Below are 16,963 nucleotides of genomic sequence, written 5' to 3'. Positions count from 1 at the left end.
CCACAGGGAGAGGGAATTGTTAGGTTTTCTCCCTCTCCCTGTGGGAGAGGGCCGGGGTGAGGGCATCAGCCCGCACGATTACGAATACATCGCCGTAATCGACGCGCTGCCCAGCGAATGGAAATGCACGTTAAAGCCTACCATCGCGCCGCTCGCCCCTTCGTCGACCTCAATCTTGTCCACATCCAGCGCGTGCACGGTGAAGATATAGCGGTGCGTTTCCCCTTTTGGCGGCGCCGCGCCGCCGTAGCCCGCTTTGCCAAAGTCAGTGCGCGTCTGAATCGCACCGTCAGGCAGAGCGACCAGATCGGAACCGGAGCCCTGCGGCAGCACGCGCGTGTCGGCGGGCAGGTTTGCCACGATCCAGTGCCACCAGCCCGACCCGGTTGGCGCATCCGGATCGTAGCAGGTCACGACAAAACTTTTGGTTCCCGCTGGCACATCGTCCCACGCCAGATGGGGAGAGATATTATCCCCCTGATAACCCATCCCGTTAAACACGTGACGTTCCGGCAGCTTTTCGCCGTCGCGCAAATCTTTACTGATGATTTTCATCCGATTTCCCTCGTTACTCACTCATTCAGAAAGTGTAACGCATGGGGTTAAATCGCGAAATGCGCTGAAGTGTTAACGGCTTCAACCACTGCCCCGGTCAGCTTGCGGAGCTGATCCGCAGAAATGCTGTACGGCGGCATGAGGTAAATCAGCTTACCGAAAGGTCGCACCCACACGCCCTGGTCAACGAAGAAGCGCTGCAACGCGGCCATGTTCACCGGATGCGTTGTCTCGATTACCCCGATGGCGCCCAGTACGCGGACGTCCGCGACGTATTCCGCCTCCGCCGCCGCGCTTAACTGCTGCTTCAGCTGCGCCTCAATCGCCGCCACCTGCGTCTGCCATGCGCCGCTTTCCAGAATGGCGAGGCTTTCGCTTGCCACGGCGCAGGCCAGCGGATTGCCCATAAACGTCGGGCCGTGCATAAAGCAACCCGCGTCGCCGTCGCTGATGGTGTCGGCAACCTGGCCGGTGGTAAGCGTGGCGGAGAGCGTCATGGTGCCGCCGGTGAGCGCTTTCCCCAGGCACAGAATATCCGGCGCGATCCCCGCATGCTCGCAGGCGAACAATTTCCCGGTGCGGCCAAAGCCGGTGGCGATCTCATCGGCAATCAACAGGATCCCTTCGCGGTCGCACATCTTCCGAATGCGCTTCAGCCACTCGGGATGGTACATCCGCATTCCGCCCGCGCCCTGCACAATCGGTTCGAGAATAACGGCGGCAATCTCGTGGCGATGGGCCGCCATCAGCCGCGCGAAGCCCACCATGTCCATCTCGTTCCATTCGCCGTCGAAGCGGCTCTGCGGGGCTGGCGCAAACAGGTTTTCCGGCAGATAGCCTTTCCACAGGCTGTGCATGGAGTTGTCCGGATCACATACCGACATCGCGCCGAAAGTGTCGCCGTGATAGCCGTTGCGGAAGGTGAGGAACCGCTGGCGCGTTTCGCCCTTCGCATGCCAGTACTGCAACGCCATTTTCATCGCCACTTCCACGGCCACCGAGCCGGAGTCGGCCAGGAAAACGCACTCCAGCGATTCAGGCGTCATCGCTACCAGGCGACGGCATAAATCCACCGCGGGCTGATGCGTGATCCCGCCAAACATCACGTGTGACATCTGGTCAATCTGCGCTTTCATCGCCGCGTTCAGTCGCGGGTGGTTGTAGCCATGGATCGCCGCCCACCAGGAGGACATCCCGTCAACAAGCCGCTCGCCGCTGGCAAGATGCAGCTCGCAGCCGTGGGCCGAGGCTACCGGATAGACGGGAAGGGGGCGGGTCGTGGAGGTGTAAGGGTGCCAGATATGCTGCTTGTCGAAGGCGAGATCGTCCTGGGTCATAATCGACTTGTAAACCATTTTGAAAAGTTTTAGGTTTACAAGTATAAACCGAACCGACAATTAACAAAACCCTTTGGAGAAGCCCGATGGCTCACCACGCACGCTGGACGATGTCGCAAGTCACTGAATTATTCAACAAACCTTTCCTGGAGCTGATGTTTGAGGCGCAACAGGTGCACCGCCAGCACTTCGATCCGCGTCATGTTCAGGTCAGCACGCTGCTGTCGATCAAAACCGGGGCTTGCCCGGAAGACTGCAAATATTGCCCGCAAAGCGTGCGCTATAAAACCGGTCTCGAATCCGAGCGCCTGATGGAAGTCGAGCAAGTGCTCGACTCCGCGCGCAAGGCCAAAAACGCTGGCTCGACCCGCTTCTGCATGGGCGCGGCGTGGAAAAATCCGCATGACCGCGACATGCCCTATCTGGAGCAGATGGTGAAGGGGGTGAAGGCGATGGGGCTTGAAGCCTGCATGACCCTTGGTACGCTGAACGAAGAGCAGGCGCAGCGTCTCTCGGCGGCGGGGCTGGATTACTACAACCACAACCTCGATACTTCGCCGGAGTTCTACGGCAACATCATCACCACGCGCACCTATCAGGAGCGTCTGGACACGCTGGATAAAGTGCGTGATGCGGGGATCAAGGTCTGTTCCGGCGGGATCGTGGGACTGGGAGAGACGGTAAAAGATCGTGCCGGCCTGCTGTTACAGCTGGCAAACCTGCCGACCCCGCCGGAAAGCGTGCCCATCAACATGCTGGTGAAGGTAAAAGGCACGCCGCTGGCGGATAACGAGGACGTGGATGCCTTCGATTTCATCCGCACCATCGCGGTGGCGCGCATTATGATGCCGACCTCTTACGTTCGCCTCTCTGCCGGTCGCGAGCAGATGAGCGAGCAGACCCAGGCGATGTGCTTCATGGCCGGGGCCAACTCCATCTTCTACGGCTGCAAACTGCTGACCACGCCAAACCCGGAAGAGGACAAAGATGTCCAGCTGTTCCGCAAGCTGGGGCTGAACCCACACCAGACCGAGGTACAGGCGGGGGATAACGAGCAACAGCAGCAGCTGGAGCAGCAGATTTTTAACGCCGACACCGACCAGTTCTACAACGCGGCAGCCGTATGACCTGGCAGGCACGTATCAGGACCGCGCTCGACGAGCGGCGGGCGGCGGATGCGTTTCGGGTGCGCAGGGTAGTGGAAAACGGTGCAGGCCGTTTTCTCTCCCGGGAAGGAGAGCGGTTCTGTAATTTCTCCAGCAACGATTATCTGGGCCTGAGCCAGCACCCGCAGATCGTTCGCGCCTGGCAGCAGGGCGCGGATCGTTACGGCGTGGGCAGCGGTGGCTCCGGGCACGTCAGCGGCTACACCACGGCGCATCAGGCGCTGGAGGAAGAGCTGGCCGACTGGCTGGGCTACCCGCGGGCGCTGCTGTTTATCTCCGGTTTTGCCGCGAATCAGGCGGTGATTGCCGCCCTGATGGGCAAAGACGACCGCATCATCGCGGACCGCCTGAGCCACGCGTCCCTGCTTGAAGCGGCCAGTCTCAGCCCGGCGCAGCTGCGGCGTTTTGCCCATAACGATGCCTCTCAGCTGAACGTCCTGCTGGGTAAACCCTGTTCAGGGCTTCAGCTGGCGGTGACGGAAGGGGTATTCAGCATGGACGGCGACAGCGCGCCCCTTGCCACCTTGCATGACGTCGCAAAACAGCAGAACGCCTGGCTGCTGGTCGACGATGCCCACGGTATTGGCGTCACCGGCGAGGAGGGGCGCGGAAGCGCGCACCAGCAACGCGTCAGGCCGGAACTGCTGGTGGTCACTTTCGGCAAAGGCTTCGGCGTCAGCGGCGCCGCGGTGTTGTGCAGCGAGCCGGTGGCCGATTACCTGGTGCAGTTCGCCCGGCACCTGATCTACAGCACCAGCATGCCCCCGGCGCAGGCCGTGGCGCTCTCTGCGTCGCTTGCGGTGATCCGCGGCGAAGACGGCGCTGAACGCCGGGCGCGCCTGGCCGACCATATTCAGCGTTTTCGCCGGGGGGTAAGCGCACTGCCTTACCGGCTTACCGACTCGCACAGCGCCATTCAGCCCGTGATTGTGGGTGAAAACCCTCGGGCGCTGATGCTGGCACAGGCGCTACGAGAGCGGGGGCAGTGGGTCACGGCGATCCGCCCACCCACCGTGCCGCCAGGCACCGCGCGCTTGCGTCTGACGCTCACGGCAGCGCACGAGCCGCAGGATATCGATACGCTTCTGGAGGCACTGTATGTCTCCTGTCAATAAACAGGCCGTTGCCGCCGCGTTTGGCCGGGCAGCGCAAAGCTATTCACAGCACGATGAGCTGCAACGCCTGAGCGCCCGCGGGCTGCTGGCCGCGCTCGGTGAGGGGCGTTTTGCGCAGGTGCTCGACGCTGGCTGCGGGCCTGGCGGCAATAGCCGCTACTGGCGCGCAACGGGTAGCCACGTCACGGCGCTGGATTTATCCGCGCAGATGCTGGATGAGGCCCGCCAGCAGCAGTCAGCAGACCGTTATCTGGTGGCCGATATCGAGGCCATCCCGCTGGAGGATGCGCTGTTTGACCTTGTCTGGAGCCATCTGGCGGTGCAGTGGTGCGCCAGCCTGCCGCAGGCCCTACGCGAGCTTTACCGTGTGGCACGGCCCGGCGGAGCGGTGGCCTTTACCACCCTGCTGGAAAGTTCGTTGCCAGAGCTGAATCAGGCGTGGAGGGCAGTGGATGCGCAGCCGCACGCCAACCGGTTTCTCTCGCACCAACAGGTCACTCAGGCGCTGGCAGGCTGGCGCTATCGCTGCATGGTCCAGACCGTCACCCTCGAATTTAGCGATGCGTTAAGCGCCATGCGATCGCTTAAGGGCATAGGCGCGACGCACCTGCACGCCGGACGGGAGAAGAAACCCCTTACCCGCGGCCAACTCCAGCGTCTCGAGCTGGCCTGGCCGCAGGAGCGGGGCCGGTTCCCGCTCTCTTATCATCTTTTTCATGGGATTATTGAACGTGACTGAACGTTATTTTGTTACCGGCACGGACACTGAAGTCGGTAAAACGGTTGCCAGCGCCGCGCTGTTACAGGCGGCGCGTCTGCTGGGGAAAACAACGGCCGGGTATAAGCCCGTAGCCTCCGGCAGCGAGATGACGCCGGAAGGCTTACGTAATACCGATGCGCTGGCGCTACAGCGTAACAGCAGCCTTACGCTGGCCTATTCTGCGGTGAACCCCTATACCTTTGCTGAACCCACCTCGCCGCACATCGTCAGCGTCGATGAAGATCGTCCGATTGATTTTTCGGTGCTCTCTTCCGGGTTACGCGTCCTGGAAACGCAGGCCGACTGGGTGCTGGTGGAGGGGGCTGGCGGCTGGTTTACCCCGCTGTCCGACGAGCAGACATTTGCTGACTGGGTGCAGGCCGAGCAGCTTCCGGTCATTCTGGTGGTTGGCGTGAAGCTTGGCTGTATCAATCACGCCATGCTGACCGCCCAGGCCGTGCAGCAGGCCGGGTTGCGTCTGGCAGGGTGGATTGCCAATGACGTGGTAGCGCCGGGTAAACGTCATGCTGAGTATCTGGCGACGCTGAAGCGGGTGCTGCCTGCGCCGTGCCTCGGCGAGATCCCGTGGCTTGCCGACGGCGCAGAGCAGGCGGAAACCGGACGCTATCTCGACCTCAGCGCCTTATGTCCCGCGCCATCCAGTGCGCAATAAGGTCGTCATCCAGCTCGTTAACGTGGCCCTGTGCCACGTTACGTCCGCGATAGAGCATGCAGAAACGATCCGCTACCCGGCGGATAAACGACAGCTGTTGCTCCGCTAACAGCACCGTCATTCCCAGCTCCCGATTCAACCGCACCAGCAACTGCCCCAGCCTGCGCGCGAAACCGTGCCCTGCGCCATGCATGGGCTCATCCAGAATCAACACGCGCGGACGATTAACCAGCGCACTGGCGAGGGCCAGCTGATACTGGTCGTCAGGGGACAGCGCAGAGGCACGGCTCTGTCGCAGCGGATAGAGCTCCGGAAACAGGGCATACACGTCACTTTTTGATGCCGGGTCGGGTTTCCCCGTCGCCCGCATAGCGATATGCAGATTTTCATCGACGGTGAGCTGGGAAAATATTCGCCGATCCTGCGGGACGTAGCCTATCGTCGGCGGCGCCGGGAATGCGGACGCAGGGTTGAGCAAGTTATGCGGCGGCGCGCCAGCCTCATGCCAGATGATGGTGCCGCTCTCGACGGGCACCTTTCCGGTAATGCAGTTCATAAGCGTGGATTTGCCCATGCCAGGCAGGCCAACAATGCCCGTACAGATGCCTTGCGGGAAATCGATATTCACGTTCCATAGCGTATGTTGGCTTCCGTAAAACTGATTTACAGCACGCAGACTCAACATCTTTCTCTCCTTAAAAATGTGTGGGGTGATGCACAGAGTGATGTCTGCAAAACGCCTGCCAGGAACTTCATAATGATTAAAAAAAGGCCATTTTTAGGAATAACTCACTATCAAAAGCTGAACGTTTATACGAATTGCACACTCCCGGTGCTGCGTATGTCGAATTGTGGTGCAGGAGAAATGACAGAATTGTGATTAAGATCTCGCCAGTCGCTTATGAAAAAATGAACGTTTTCCAGGCAAAAAAGAGTGATAAAAATTTTTTACTGCCGCTTCGTGGGAAAAACCGGGAATTTGCTGGAGTGCATGCTGTACGGGCTGGAGGCAGTTATCCACTATTCCTGTGGATAACCTTGTGCATTAGAGTTAGAAAACCCGCGATAAGCGAGAGAATACGCGGGTTACAACCAAATTGATGCGAAACGCGGCTTAATAAATTAGTCTTTATTTTTTAACGAATTAGATAAAAGCAATTCCCTCAACGCCAGCGAGACCTGTTGCCATAAAACTTTCATAACCGCCCTTGACAAATGTTAAAAAAGTAATAGTTCTGGGGATAACCCCCTGAGGCTGGTGTTTTATTTTGTCACAGTCGAAATTTGGCTCGCGAACGCACTAATCCTCTCTGCGCTACGCTAAATATCCTGACACGCTACTGGTTTTTCATCCAGTGTTTTTTACTGGCAATCCTGGCCACAACGAGTAAAATTACTCACCTGCCGCTTATTCTGTCATCAGGTCGTCGCCCATGAGTAAACCGTTTAAACTGAATTCTGCTTTCCGTCCTTCCGGGGATCAGCCCGAGGCTATTCGTCGCCTGGAAGAGGGGCTGGAGGACGGGCTGGCGCACCAGACCCTGCTGGGGGTTACCGGTTCGGGCAAAACCTTCACCATTGCCAACGTCATTGCCGATCTCCAGCGTCCGACGATGGTTCTCGCGCCGAACAAAACGCTGGCGGCGCAGCTGTATGGTGAGATGAAAGAGTTCTTCCCGGAAAACGCGGTGGAGTATTTCGTCTCCTACTACGACTACTACCAGCCGGAAGCCTACGTTCCCAGCTCCGACACGTTTATCGAGAAAGATGCCTCGGTGAACGAACATATCGAGCAGATGCGTTTGTCGGCGACCAAGGCGCTGCTGGAGCGTCGTGATGTGGTGGTGGTGGCCTCGGTGTCGGCGATCTACGGCCTGGGCGATCCGGATCTCTATCTCAAGATGATGCTGCACCTGACGCAGGGGATGATCATCGATCAGCGTGCGATTTTGCGCCGTCTGGCGGAGTTGCAGTACACCCGTAACGATCAGGCGTTCCAGCGCGGGACCTTCCGCGTGCGCGGCGAGGTGATTGATATCTTCCCGGCGGAGTCGGACGATATGGCGCTGCGCGTGGAGCTGTTCGACGAAGAGGTTGAACGCCTGTCGCTGTTCGATCCGTTGACCGGTCACGTCGAGTCGGTGATCCAGCGCTTCACCATCTACCCGAAAACGCACTATGTAACACCGCGCGAGCGTATTGTGCAGGCGATGGAAGAGATCAAAACCGAGCTGGCGGACCGCCGCAAGGTGCTGCTGGCGAACAATAAGCTGCTGGAAGAGCAGCGCCTGAGCCAGCGTACCCAGTTCGATCTGGAGATGATGAACGAGCTGGGCTACTGCTCCGGCATCGAAAACTACTCGCGCTACCTCTCCGGGCGCGGGCCGGGCGAAGCGCCGCCGACGCTGTTTGACTACCTTCCGGCGGACGGCTTGCTGGTGATCGACGAATCCCACGTTACGATCCCCCAGATCGGCGGGATGTACCGCGGTGACCGCGCGCGTAAAGAGACGCTGGTGGAGTACGGGTTCCGACTGCCGTCAGCGCTGGACAACCGTCCGATGAAGTTTGAAGAATTTGAGGCGCTTGCTCCGCAGACCATCTACGTATCGGCCACGCCGGGCAACTACGAGCTGGAAAAATCCGGTGATGACGTGGTGGACCAGGTGGTGCGTCCGACCGGGCTGCTGGATCCGATTATCGAGGTGCGTCCGGTGGCGACGCAGGTGGACGATCTGCTCTCGGAAATACGTGCCCGTTCCGCCATCAACGAGCGCGTGCTGGTTACCACGCTCACCAAACGTATGGCGGAAGATTTGACGGAGTATCTGGAAGAACACGGTGAGAAGGTGCGGTATCTGCACTCGGATATCGATACCGTGGAGCGTATGGAGATCATCCGCGATCTGCGTCTGGGCGAGTTCGACGTGCTGGTCGGTATTAACCTTCTGCGAGAAGGGCTGGATATGCCTGAGGTGTCGCTGGTGGCGATTCTGGACGCGGACAAAGAGGGCTTCCTGCGTTCCGAGCGCTCGCTGATCCAGACCATTGGCCGCGCCGCGCGTAACGTCAACGGGAAGGCGATCCTGTACGGGGATAAAATCACCCCGTCGATGGCCAAAGCGATTGGCGAAACGGAACGTCGTCGCGAGAAGCAGCAGCGCTACAACGAAGAGCACGGCATCACGCCGCAGGGGCTGAACAAGAAGGTGGTGGATATCCTGGCGCTGGGTCAGAACATTGCGAAGACCAAAGCGAAAGGCCGCAGCAAGGCCCGTTCAGTGGTGGAAGAGGATACCGTCGCGCTGACGCCGAAAGCGTTGCAGCAAAAGATCCACGAGCTGGAAGGGCAGATGATGCAGCATGCGCAGAACCTGGAGTTCGAAGAGGCCGCGCAAATCCGCGATCAGCTGCATCAGCTGCGGGATCTGTTTATTGCGGCATCGTAGTTTTTTGCCCGGTGGCGTTTTCGCCCTCTCCCTGTGGGAGAGGGCCGGGGTGAGGGCATCAGGCCGCACAAAACGAACCTAACCTAATGCCTGAATCGCCTTCTCCAGCGCCTCGCGCAGCAAATGGCGGTCGTGGCGATATTTAATATCGCTGGCTTCCAGCGGCTCCTGCACCACCACGCGATCGCCAATCCCCGATACATCCACTTTCGGCCCGACCACGACACCATCGATAATTTTCTTACCAACGTACTGTTCCATCAGGTCCAGCTTATCCGCCAGCGACAGGCTTGCCGCCGCCGGGCTGAGTTCGCGGCCTAAATTACCGATATAGACCATGGGCGCAGGCGTTCTGCGCAGCGCCTGCGCCAGCTCTTTCACCAGCAGGATCGGCATCAGGCTGGTGTAAAAACTTCCCGGCCCAATCAGGATCAGATCGGCCTCGGCAATCGCTTCTACCGCTTCACGCGTTGCGGGTACGCTGGGGTAGGTCATCAGCTCTTTTGGCGGAAGAAGAAGCTGGTCGATATTCACTTCACCATACACTTCGTGATCGTCGGCATCGATCGCCATTAAATCCACCGGCTGTTCAGACATCGGGATCAGGAATGCATCCACCTTTAACAGGTTACGAATTAAATTGATCGCTTCCAGAGGGCGCACGCTCAGGTGATCCAGCGCCTTTAACATCAGATTTCCAAGGTTATGGCCTGAAAGTTCACCATTTCCGCCAAAACGGTACTCAAACATCGCCGAGGCCACGCTTGGCTCCGTGATAAGCTGGTTGAGGCAATTGCGCATGTCACCCCAGGCAATCCCGCCTTCAGCACGTCGGATCCGCCCGGTTGAGCCGCCGTTGTCCGTTGTTGTCACGATGCCCGTCAGGCGCGAGCCCAGTGACGATAACGACGACATCACGCGTCCCAGACCGTGACCTCCGCCAAGAGCGACCACACGGTCCAGATCCGCAAAAGTGCGATTGCGCATACCTATTCCTTATCCTGTTAAGCTTGCGTCACAGTAACGCAACTACTCCTAAAAGACGATGCCTCTCACAAACCATAATGACGTATATCAATGCGAAAGCGCTGTTTTTGCGTATTCTGTAGTGAAAATGCACGATAACATCGTTATATATAAATTTATATAGCGAAAAGCGACAATGGCGAAGTGGCGATTTCCACGCTACTATCGCCATAACCACGTTTTCAAAACTGAAAACATACACTCTAGCCCTGGCGCCTGTGTCGAGAGATATGGCGCCCTGGCCGTGGCGGATTTGCCACCAGGGTACAGAAAGAAATGACTGTGCCTCCCGATCTGGAAAGGTGTACATGGCTTCACAACTTACTGATGCTTTCGCGCGTAAGTTTTTCTACTTACGTTTGTCGATTACCGACGTGTGTAACTTCCGTTGCACCTACTGCCTGCCCGATGGCTACAAGCCGGGCAGCGTCACCAATAATGGCTTTCTCTCCGTGGATGAAGTACGCCGCGTCACGCGCGCGTTCTCTGAACTTGGCACGGAAAAAGTGCGTCTTACCGGGGGAGAGCCCTCCCTGCGCCGTGATTTCCCTGACATCATTGCCGCCGTGCGTGAAAACGAACGTATCCGCCAGATCGCGGTGACCACCAACGGTTACCGCATGGCGCGTGACGTGGCGAACTGGCGCGATGCGGGGCTGACGGCGATCAACGTCAGCGTCGATAGCCTGGACGCCCGTCAGTTCCACGCCATTACCGGCCAGGATAAGTTCCAGCAGGTGATGGACGGCATCGATGCCGCGTTCACCGCCGGTTTCGACAAGGTCAAAGTCAATACCGTGTTGATGCGTGATGTGAACCACCATCAGCTGGACACTTTCCTGGCGTGGATCAAACCGCGCCGGATTCAACTGCGTTTTATTGAGCTGATGGAGACCGGGGAGGGCAGCGAGCTGTTCCGTCGCCATCATATCTCCGGCATGGTTCTGCGCGACGAACTGCTGAAACGCGGCTGGATCCACCAGATCCGCCAGCGCAGCGATGGCCCGGCGCAGGTCTTTTGTCATCCGGATTATGAGGGCGAAATCGGCCTGATCATGCCCTATGAAAAAGACTTCTGTGCCAGCTGCAACCGCCTGCGCGTCTCCTCCGTCGGCAAGCTCCATCTTTGCCTGTTCGGGGATGGCGGCGTCGATCTACGCGATTTGCTGGAAGATGACGCCCAGCAGGACGCGCTTGAAGCACGTATTTCCGAGGCGCTGACGCACAAAAAGCAGACCCATTTCCTGCATCAGGGCAACACCGGCATTACTCAGAACCTGTCCTATATCGGCGGGTAATCAGGCTTTAGAAGGAACCAGAAGATGAGTCAGGTAAGCGCGGAATTTATCCCGACACGCATTGCTATTCTTACCGTTTCCGAACGTCGTGGTGAAGAGGATGATACCTCTGGCCACTGGCTGCGCGAGGCGGCACACGAAGCCGGACACCAGATTGTTGATAAAGCGATCGTCAAAGAAAACCGTTACGCCATTCGCGCTCAGGTCTCACAGTGGATTGCGGGTGATGACGTCCAGGTTGTGCTGATCACTGGCGGCACCGGCTTTACCGCAGGCGACCAGGCGCCGGAAGCGCTGCTCCCGCTGTTCGATCGCGAAGTGGAAGGCTTCGGCGAAGTGTTCCGCATGCTCTCCTTTGAAGAGATTGGCACCTCTACGCTTCAGTCCCGTGCCCTCGCGGGGGTGGCGAATAAGACGCTGATCTTCGCCATGCCGGGGTCGACCAAAGCCTGCCGCACCGCGTGGGAAAACATTATTGCCCCGCAGTTGGATGCCCGTACCCGTCCATGTAATTTCCATCCCCATTTAAAGAAATAAGCTATGTCACAACTGACCCACATTAACGCCGCTGGCGAAGCGCATATGGTGGATGTCTCCGCCAAAGCCGAAACGGTGCGCGAGGCGCGTGCTGAAGCGTTCGTCACCATGCTGCCGGAGACGCTGGCGATGATTATCGACGGTAGCCATCACAAGGGTGATGTGTTTGCCACCGCCCGCATCGCCGGTATTCAGGCCGCTAAACGTACCTGGGACCTCATCCCGCTCTGCCATCCGCTGATGCTCAGCAAAGTGGAGGTAAATTTGCAGGCGCAGCCGGAGCATAACCGCGTGCGTATCGAGTCCCTGTGCCGCTTGACCGGGAAAACCGGCGTGGAGATGGAGGCGTTGACGGCGGCCTCCGTGGCGGCGCTGACCATCTACGACATGTGTAAAGCGGTGCAGAAAGATATGGTGATTGGCCCGGTGCGTCTGCTGGCAAAAAGCGGCGGCAAATCCGGTGATTTTAAGGTGGAAAGCCATGATTAAGGTGCTCTTTTTTGCCCAGGTCCGTGAGCTGGTCAAAACCGACAGCCTGACGCTGGACGGCTCTTTCGAAAATGTCGACGCCCTGCGTGCGCATCTGGCGGCGCAAGGCGACCGCTGGGCGCTGGCGCTGGACGAAGGGAAACTGCTGGCCGCCGTGAACCAGACGCTGGTGGAGTTGACCCACCCGCTGGCCGATGGGGACGAAGTGGCCTTCTTCCCGCCGGTCACAGGGGGTTAAGATGACGGAAACCCGAATTCTGGTCGGCCATGAGCGTTTTAACGTGGGCACGGAATATGACTGGCTGGCCGGGCGCGACGAAGACGGCGCGGTCGTGACGTTTACCGGGAAAGTGCGTAATCATAATCTCGGGGACAGCGTAAAAGCGCTGACGCTGGAGCACTATCCGGGAATGACCGAAAAATCGCTGGCGGCCATTGTGGAAGAGGCGCGAGGCCGCTGGCCACTAGGGCGCGTTACGGTTATCCATCGCATCGGCGAAATGTGGCCCGGCGAAGAGATTGTGTTTGTCGGCGTCACCAGCGCCCATCGCGGGAGTGCTTTTGCGGCGGGGGAGTTCATCATGGATTACCTTAAAACCAAAGCGCCGTTCTGGAAGCGTGAAGCGACGCCGGAAGGTGAGCGCTGGGTAGAATCACGCGACAGCGATAAGCATGCCGCCAGCCGTTGGTAGTTGGTTTACGCGGATGTGTTACTCTTAACGTGTGTGTTTACTTAATCAGGAGTGAATCATGGACCGATTTCCGCGTTCCGATTCGATAGTTCAGCAGACCCGTAGCGGGCTGCAAACCTACATGGCTCAGGTGTATGGCTGGATGACGGTTGGCCTGCTGCTTACCGCGTTTATCGCGTGGTATGCGGCAAACACGCCTGAACTGATGATGTTTATCTTCTCAAGCAAAATCACCTTCTTTGGGCTGATTATTGCGCAACTGGCGCTGGTGTTCGTGCTCTCCGGGCTGGTGCACAAGCTCAGTGCGGGTATGGCGACCACGCTGTTTATGCTCTATTCGGCGCTGACCGGGCTGACGCTTTCCAGTATTTTCATCGTTTACACCTACTCTTCCATCGCCAGCACGTTTGTGGTGACCGGCGGGATGTTCGGTGTGATGAGCCTGTACGGTTACACCACCAAACGTGACCTGAGCGGCTTCGGCAACATGCTGTTTATGGGGCTGATTGGGATTGTGCTGGCGTCGCTGGTGAACCTGTGGCTGAAGAGTGACGCGCTGATGTGGGCGGTGACCTATATCGGGGTGGTGATCTTCGTGGGCTTAACCGCTTACGACACCCAGAAGCTGAAAAACATCGGTGAACAAATTGATGTTCGCGACAGTTCAAACCTGCGCAAATACTCGATTCTGGGCGCGCTGACGCTTTATCTGGACTTCATCAACCTGTTCCTGATGCTGCTGCGTATCTTCGGCAACCGTCGCTAGTTATTTCCCCCTCACCCTAACCCTCTCCCTCAGGGAGAGGGGATTGCACGGTGCGGGCTTTTCTCCCTCTCCCCGTGGGAGAGGGCCGGGGTGAGGGCATCAGACCGCAGCGCTACCCGACACAACTCACTTCGCCAACATCCTCTCGTTCTTCGCGCGCAGCTTCTTCGCCCGACTCTCCAGCACCAGATAACAGACCGTTGCCAGCGCCAGCGGCAGGAAGTAGTAGATCATGCGGTACGCGAGCAGGGCGGCGATAATCGTCCCGTGAGACACATGCTCCCCCGCAAGCAGCGCGATAAACACCGCCTCCAGTACGCCAATACCCGCCGGAATATGCACAATCACCCCGGCAATACTGCTTACCAGCAGCACGCCCAGCACGAAGAAGTAGTTCACATCTTCGCCAATCAACAGCCAGATAATGGCCCCCATCGCCATCCAGTTAGCGCTGGAAACCACCATTTGCAGGACGGCAAACTTCCATGACGGCAGCACCAGCTTCTGGCCTTTAATGGTCATGTGACGACGTTTGGCAAAGGCGCAGGCCCACAGGTAGGCGGCGATGATCAGCAGCAGTACGATGCCCAGGATGCGCAGGGTAGCCTCATCGATGTACCAGTGCGCAGGCAGCTGCACCACGCCGATGGTGAAAATCACCCCGCCCAGCAGGATATACCCCAGCCAGTTGGTGGTGATGCTTAAGGAGAAAATACGCGTGATGGTGCCGCCCGGTAAGCCAAGGCGGGAGTACAGGCGATAGCGCATACCAATCCCGCCCACCCAGGTGCTCAGCGTCAGGTTAAAGGCGTAGCAGATGAATGACACCAGCATAACCTGCCGTTTGGCAAGCTTATGTCCGCAGTAGGCACGTCCCAGCAGGTCATAGCAGCCGTACATCAGGTAGCTCACAATCACCAGCCCAACGGCCCCCAGCAGGACTGTCCGGTTGTAGTTGCGAATAACTTTCCACACCTCTTCCCAGTCCACCTTTTGGGCATACACCACCAGCAGGACCGCGACGGCAATGAAGAACAGCCAGGTCAGGATTTTTTTCGCCAGCCGCCAGCGAGGATGAGATTTCGACATCAGGTTTTCCCTCCATCTTCCGCCTCTACGCGGTCCTGGGTTTCCATTTCGGGTTGCACAGGCGGATCCACCAGCGCCAGTTTCGGCGTATGCGCGGGCAGCCAGCCCACCATGGCCGGGAAGTGGCGCAGGAAGTGGAACACCACCACGCCGATGCCCACGTTCCACCAGCTCCGTTTCGGCACCATGGACTCATCCACACGCACGCAGTCTTTATTGATAAGACCCTGAAGGTTATCGCGCAGGGTCTGATTAAACTGGCGATCGTGGATGATCAGGTTCGCTTCCAGATTGAGCGATAAGCTCAGCGGATCGAGGTTGCTGGAGCCAACGGTCGCCCAGTGGTCATCCATCACGGCGACTTTGCCGTGCAGCGGGCGGCGGCGATATTCATAGATCTGCACGCCGCTTTTGACCAGATAGCGATAGAGCAGACGCGCGCCCACCTTCACAATCGGCATATCGGGCTCACCCTGCACGATAAGCTTCACGCTCACGCCGCGTCGGGCCGCGTTGCGCATGGCGTGCAAAATCCGGTAACCGGGGAAGAAATAGGCGTTGGCGATAATCACCTCGCGCTTCGCGTTCGCCAGCATCTTCAGGTAATGACGCTCGATATCGTCCCGGTGCTCCTCGTTATCCCGCCAGACGAACAGCGCCTGCGCCTCGCCGGGCTTGCGGTTCTCTTCCGGGCGATGGCGGCGTCGCCACCAGCGGCGTGCGGCCTCTTTGCCGGGTAAGTTTTCCAGCACGAACAACTGGATGTCCTGAACCACCGGTCCTTCGATACGGATCGCGTAGTCCTGTTTAGCTTCGGGACCGTAATCCGACATATGCTCGGCGGAGTAGTTAATGCCGCCAACGAAGGCCACCGTTTCATCCACCACCACAATTTTGCGGTGCATTCGGCGGAACAGGTTGGTGCGCATGCCGAACAGACGCGGGCCGGGATCGTAATAGCGGAACACCACCCCTGCGGCGGTGAGCTCGTTAACAAATTCGTCGCTGAGATCCGGCGAACCATATCCGTCGAGCAGAACCTCGATTTTTACACCGCGACGGGCGGCATGCAGCAGTGCGCTGTGCAACTGCCTGCCCACGTCGTCTTCAAACCAGATAAACGTTTCGAGAAAGACTTTCTGCTGTGCGTGGCTAATCGCCTCAAAAACCGCCGGATAAAAGTTATCGCCATTTTCCAGCAGCGTAATACGGTTACCTTCCTGCCATGAGCATTTCATAAGTGGATCTCCGCGCTGAGTGGGGCATGGTCGGAGAGATGTCGCCAGTTGAGTAAAGCCAGCGCCGTCGGGCTGCTGGCGTGGGCATTTTTTACGTAGATGCGGTCAAGGCGCAGCAGGGGGAAGCGCACCGGAAACGTCCGCGCGGGACGACCGCGTGAGCGGGTAAAGATCTCCTCCAGCCCCGCCTTCACCTTCAGCGGATGGTTGGCCCGCTGTCGCCAGTCGTTGAAATCACCGGCCACCACTACGGGCTCGCCCTCCGGCAGCGCATTGGTCCAGTCTGCCAGCATCTGTAGCTGGGCCTGACGGTGGGCTTCACGCAGGCCAAGATGAACACAGCCCACATGAATGGGAAAATCGAGCGCCGGGGGGGTGATACGACAGTATAACAGCCCGCGTTTTTCGCTCTCGCCAACGGAGACGTCGCGGTTCTCATAATGCTCGATAGGAAAACGCGACAGCACCGCGTTACCGTGATGCCCCTCCGGGTAGACCGCATTGCGCCCGTAGGCGTAATCGCTCCACATGGTATCCGCCAGAAATTCGTAATGGGGCGTGTCGGGCCAGTTTTCGAAATGCATCGGGTGCACTTCGTGCGCGCCCATGACCTCCTGGAGGCAGACAATATCGGCGCTGACGGTGCGTACCGCGTCGCGCAGCTCCGGTAAAATGAAGCGGCGGTTAAATGCTGTGAAGCCCTTATGAATGTTTATCGTCAGCACCTTAAGCGAGAAATGCTGCGTTTTTTTGCTCATAAACACCTTCCTGGG

18 protein-coding genes and 1 riboswitch are annotated in these 16,963 nt (G+C 58.5%); of the genes, 11 read left to right on the top strand and 7 right to left on the bottom strand.

Annotated features, from left to right (window positions below):
• Positions 1-78: 78 nt before the first annotated feature.
• Both O1722_RS16025 and bioA read right to left on the bottom strand, forming a co-directional pair.
• Positions 79-555 carry a kinase inhibitor gene (locus tag O1722_RS16025; RefSeq protein ID WP_003858531.1) on the bottom strand — a complete coding sequence of 159 codons (477 nt, stop codon included), beginning with the start codon at positions 553-555 and terminating at the stop codon, positions 79-81.
• Between the two features lie 47 nt (positions 556-602).
• Entirely contained in the window at positions 603-1,892 is a 1,290-nt protein-coding gene (bioA, locus tag O1722_RS16020) for an adenosylmethionine--8-amino-7-oxononanoate transaminase (protein ID WP_032670306.1), read from the bottom strand.
• 86 nt (positions 1,893-1,978) lie between these two features.
• Between bioA and bioB the strand changes: the two genes are divergently transcribed.
• Genes bioB through bioD form a run of 4 tightly spaced genes read left to right on the top strand, consistent with a single transcriptional unit; the run spans position 1,979 to position 5,606 of the window.
• The gene (bioB, locus tag O1722_RS16015; protein ID WP_033486379.1) at positions 1,979-3,019 is read left to right on the top strand and encodes a biotin synthase BioB; all 1,041 of its coding nucleotides are present in this window, start codon (positions 1,979-1,981) and stop codon (positions 3,017-3,019) included.
• On the top strand, positions 3,016-4,173 hold the full coding sequence (bioF, locus tag O1722_RS16010) for an 8-amino-7-oxononanoate synthase (protein WP_033486378.1): 1,158 nt from the start codon (positions 3,016-3,018) through the stop codon (positions 4,171-4,173). Before bioB ends, bioF begins: the two co-directional genes overlap by 4 nt.
• Positions 4,157-4,912: a malonyl-ACP O-methyltransferase BioC gene (bioC, locus tag O1722_RS16005; protein ID WP_032102638.1), complete on the top strand. Its 756-nt coding sequence runs from the start codon at positions 4,157-4,159 to the stop codon at positions 4,910-4,912. Before bioF ends, bioC begins: the two co-directional genes overlap by 17 nt.
• Positions 4,905-5,606 carry a dethiobiotin synthase gene (gene bioD, locus O1722_RS16000; protein ID WP_033486439.1) on the top strand — a complete coding sequence of 234 codons (702 nt, stop codon included), beginning with the start codon at positions 4,905-4,907 and terminating at the stop codon, positions 5,604-5,606. The genes bioC and bioD overlap by 8 nt, the downstream gene beginning before the upstream one ends.
• Here bioD and O1722_RS15995 read toward each other — a convergent pair.
• The gene (locus O1722_RS15995; protein WP_015571086.1) at positions 5,569-6,291 is read right to left on the bottom strand and encodes an ABC transporter ATP-binding protein; all 723 of its coding nucleotides are present in this window, start codon (positions 6,289-6,291) and stop codon (positions 5,569-5,571) included. The genes bioD and O1722_RS15995 overlap by 38 nt on opposite strands.
• A 748-nt stretch (positions 6,292-7,039) precedes the next feature.
• Between O1722_RS15995 and uvrB the strand changes: the two genes are divergently transcribed.
• Positions 7,040-9,055 (top strand): excinuclease ABC subunit UvrB, encoded by a 2,016-nt coding sequence (uvrB, locus tag O1722_RS15990; RefSeq protein ID WP_023303330.1) that lies wholly within the window; start codon positions 7,040-7,042, stop codon positions 9,053-9,055.
• Positions 9,056-9,133: 78 nt separating this feature from the next.
• On the opposite strand, the gene yvcK is transcribed toward uvrB, so the two are convergent.
• Positions 9,134-10,042: a uridine diphosphate-N-acetylglucosamine-binding protein YvcK gene (yvcK, locus tag O1722_RS15985; RefSeq protein ID WP_017384936.1), complete on the bottom strand. Its 909-nt coding sequence runs from the start codon at positions 10,040-10,042 to the stop codon at positions 9,134-9,136.
• 226 nt (positions 10,043-10,268) lie between these two features.
• Positions 10,269-10,402, top strand: a riboswitch (molybdenum cofactor riboswitch).
• Here yvcK and moaA point away from each other — a divergent pair.
• From moaA to O1722_RS15955, 6 genes are all read left to right on the top strand, one after another.
• Positions 10,390-11,379 carry a GTP 3',8-cyclase MoaA gene (gene moaA / locus O1722_RS15980; protein WP_017384935.1) on the top strand — a complete coding sequence of 330 codons (990 nt, stop codon included), beginning with the start codon at positions 10,390-10,392 and terminating at the stop codon, positions 11,377-11,379. (Overlaps the previous riboswitch by 13 nt.)
• Before the next feature lie 24 nt (positions 11,380-11,403).
• Complete coding sequence (gene moaB / locus O1722_RS15975) at positions 11,404-11,916, top strand: molybdenum cofactor biosynthesis protein B (protein WP_033486376.1); 513 nt, start codon at positions 11,404-11,406, stop codon at positions 11,914-11,916.
• A gap of 3 nt (positions 11,917-11,919) precedes the next feature.
• On the top strand, positions 11,920-12,405 hold the full coding sequence (gene moaC / locus O1722_RS15970; protein WP_006809528.1) for a cyclic pyranopterin monophosphate synthase MoaC: 486 nt from the start codon (positions 11,920-11,922) through the stop codon (positions 12,403-12,405).
• A complete protein-coding gene (moaD, locus tag O1722_RS15965) occupies positions 12,398-12,643 on the top strand; it encodes a molybdopterin synthase sulfur carrier subunit (protein WP_033486375.1) in 246 nt (81 codons plus the stop codon). Before moaC ends, moaD begins: the two co-directional genes overlap by 8 nt.
• 1 nt (position 12,644) lies before the next feature.
• Entirely contained in the window at positions 12,645-13,097 is a 453-nt protein-coding gene (moaE, locus tag O1722_RS15960) for a molybdopterin synthase catalytic subunit MoaE (protein ID WP_015571082.1), read from the top strand.
• A 58-nt stretch (positions 13,098-13,155) separates the two neighbouring features.
• Positions 13,156-13,863, top strand: a complete 708-nt coding sequence (locus O1722_RS15955; protein WP_015571081.1) for a Bax inhibitor-1/YccA family protein — start codon at positions 13,156-13,158, stop codon at positions 13,861-13,863.
• A 126-nt stretch (positions 13,864-13,989) separates the two neighbouring features.
• On the opposite strand, the gene O1722_RS15950 is transcribed toward O1722_RS15955, so the two are convergent.
• From O1722_RS15950 to O1722_RS15940, 3 genes are read right to left on the bottom strand one after another with little or no spacing between them, the layout of a single operon-like run.
• Positions 13,990-14,952 carry a lysylphosphatidylglycerol synthase domain-containing protein gene (locus O1722_RS15950; RefSeq protein ID WP_015571080.1) on the bottom strand — a complete coding sequence of 321 codons (963 nt, stop codon included), beginning with the start codon at positions 14,950-14,952 and terminating at the stop codon, positions 13,990-13,992.
• Complete coding sequence (gene clsB / locus O1722_RS15945) at positions 14,952-16,190, bottom strand: cardiolipin synthase ClsB (RefSeq protein WP_058686642.1); 1,239 nt, start codon at positions 16,188-16,190, stop codon at positions 14,952-14,954. The genes O1722_RS15950 and clsB overlap by 1 nt, the downstream gene beginning before the upstream one ends.
• Entirely contained in the window at positions 16,187-16,948 is a 762-nt protein-coding gene (locus O1722_RS15940) for an endonuclease/exonuclease/phosphatase family protein (RefSeq protein ID WP_017384933.1), read from the bottom strand. The genes clsB and O1722_RS15940 overlap by 4 nt, the downstream gene beginning before the upstream one ends.
• Positions 16,949-16,963 lie beyond the last annotated feature (15 nt).

Source organism: Enterobacter cloacae complex sp. HYC003_NIDB (assembly GCF_056673375.1).
Note: the sequence above shows the minus strand (reverse complement) of the source record. Positions and strands in the feature narration are given on the sequence as shown.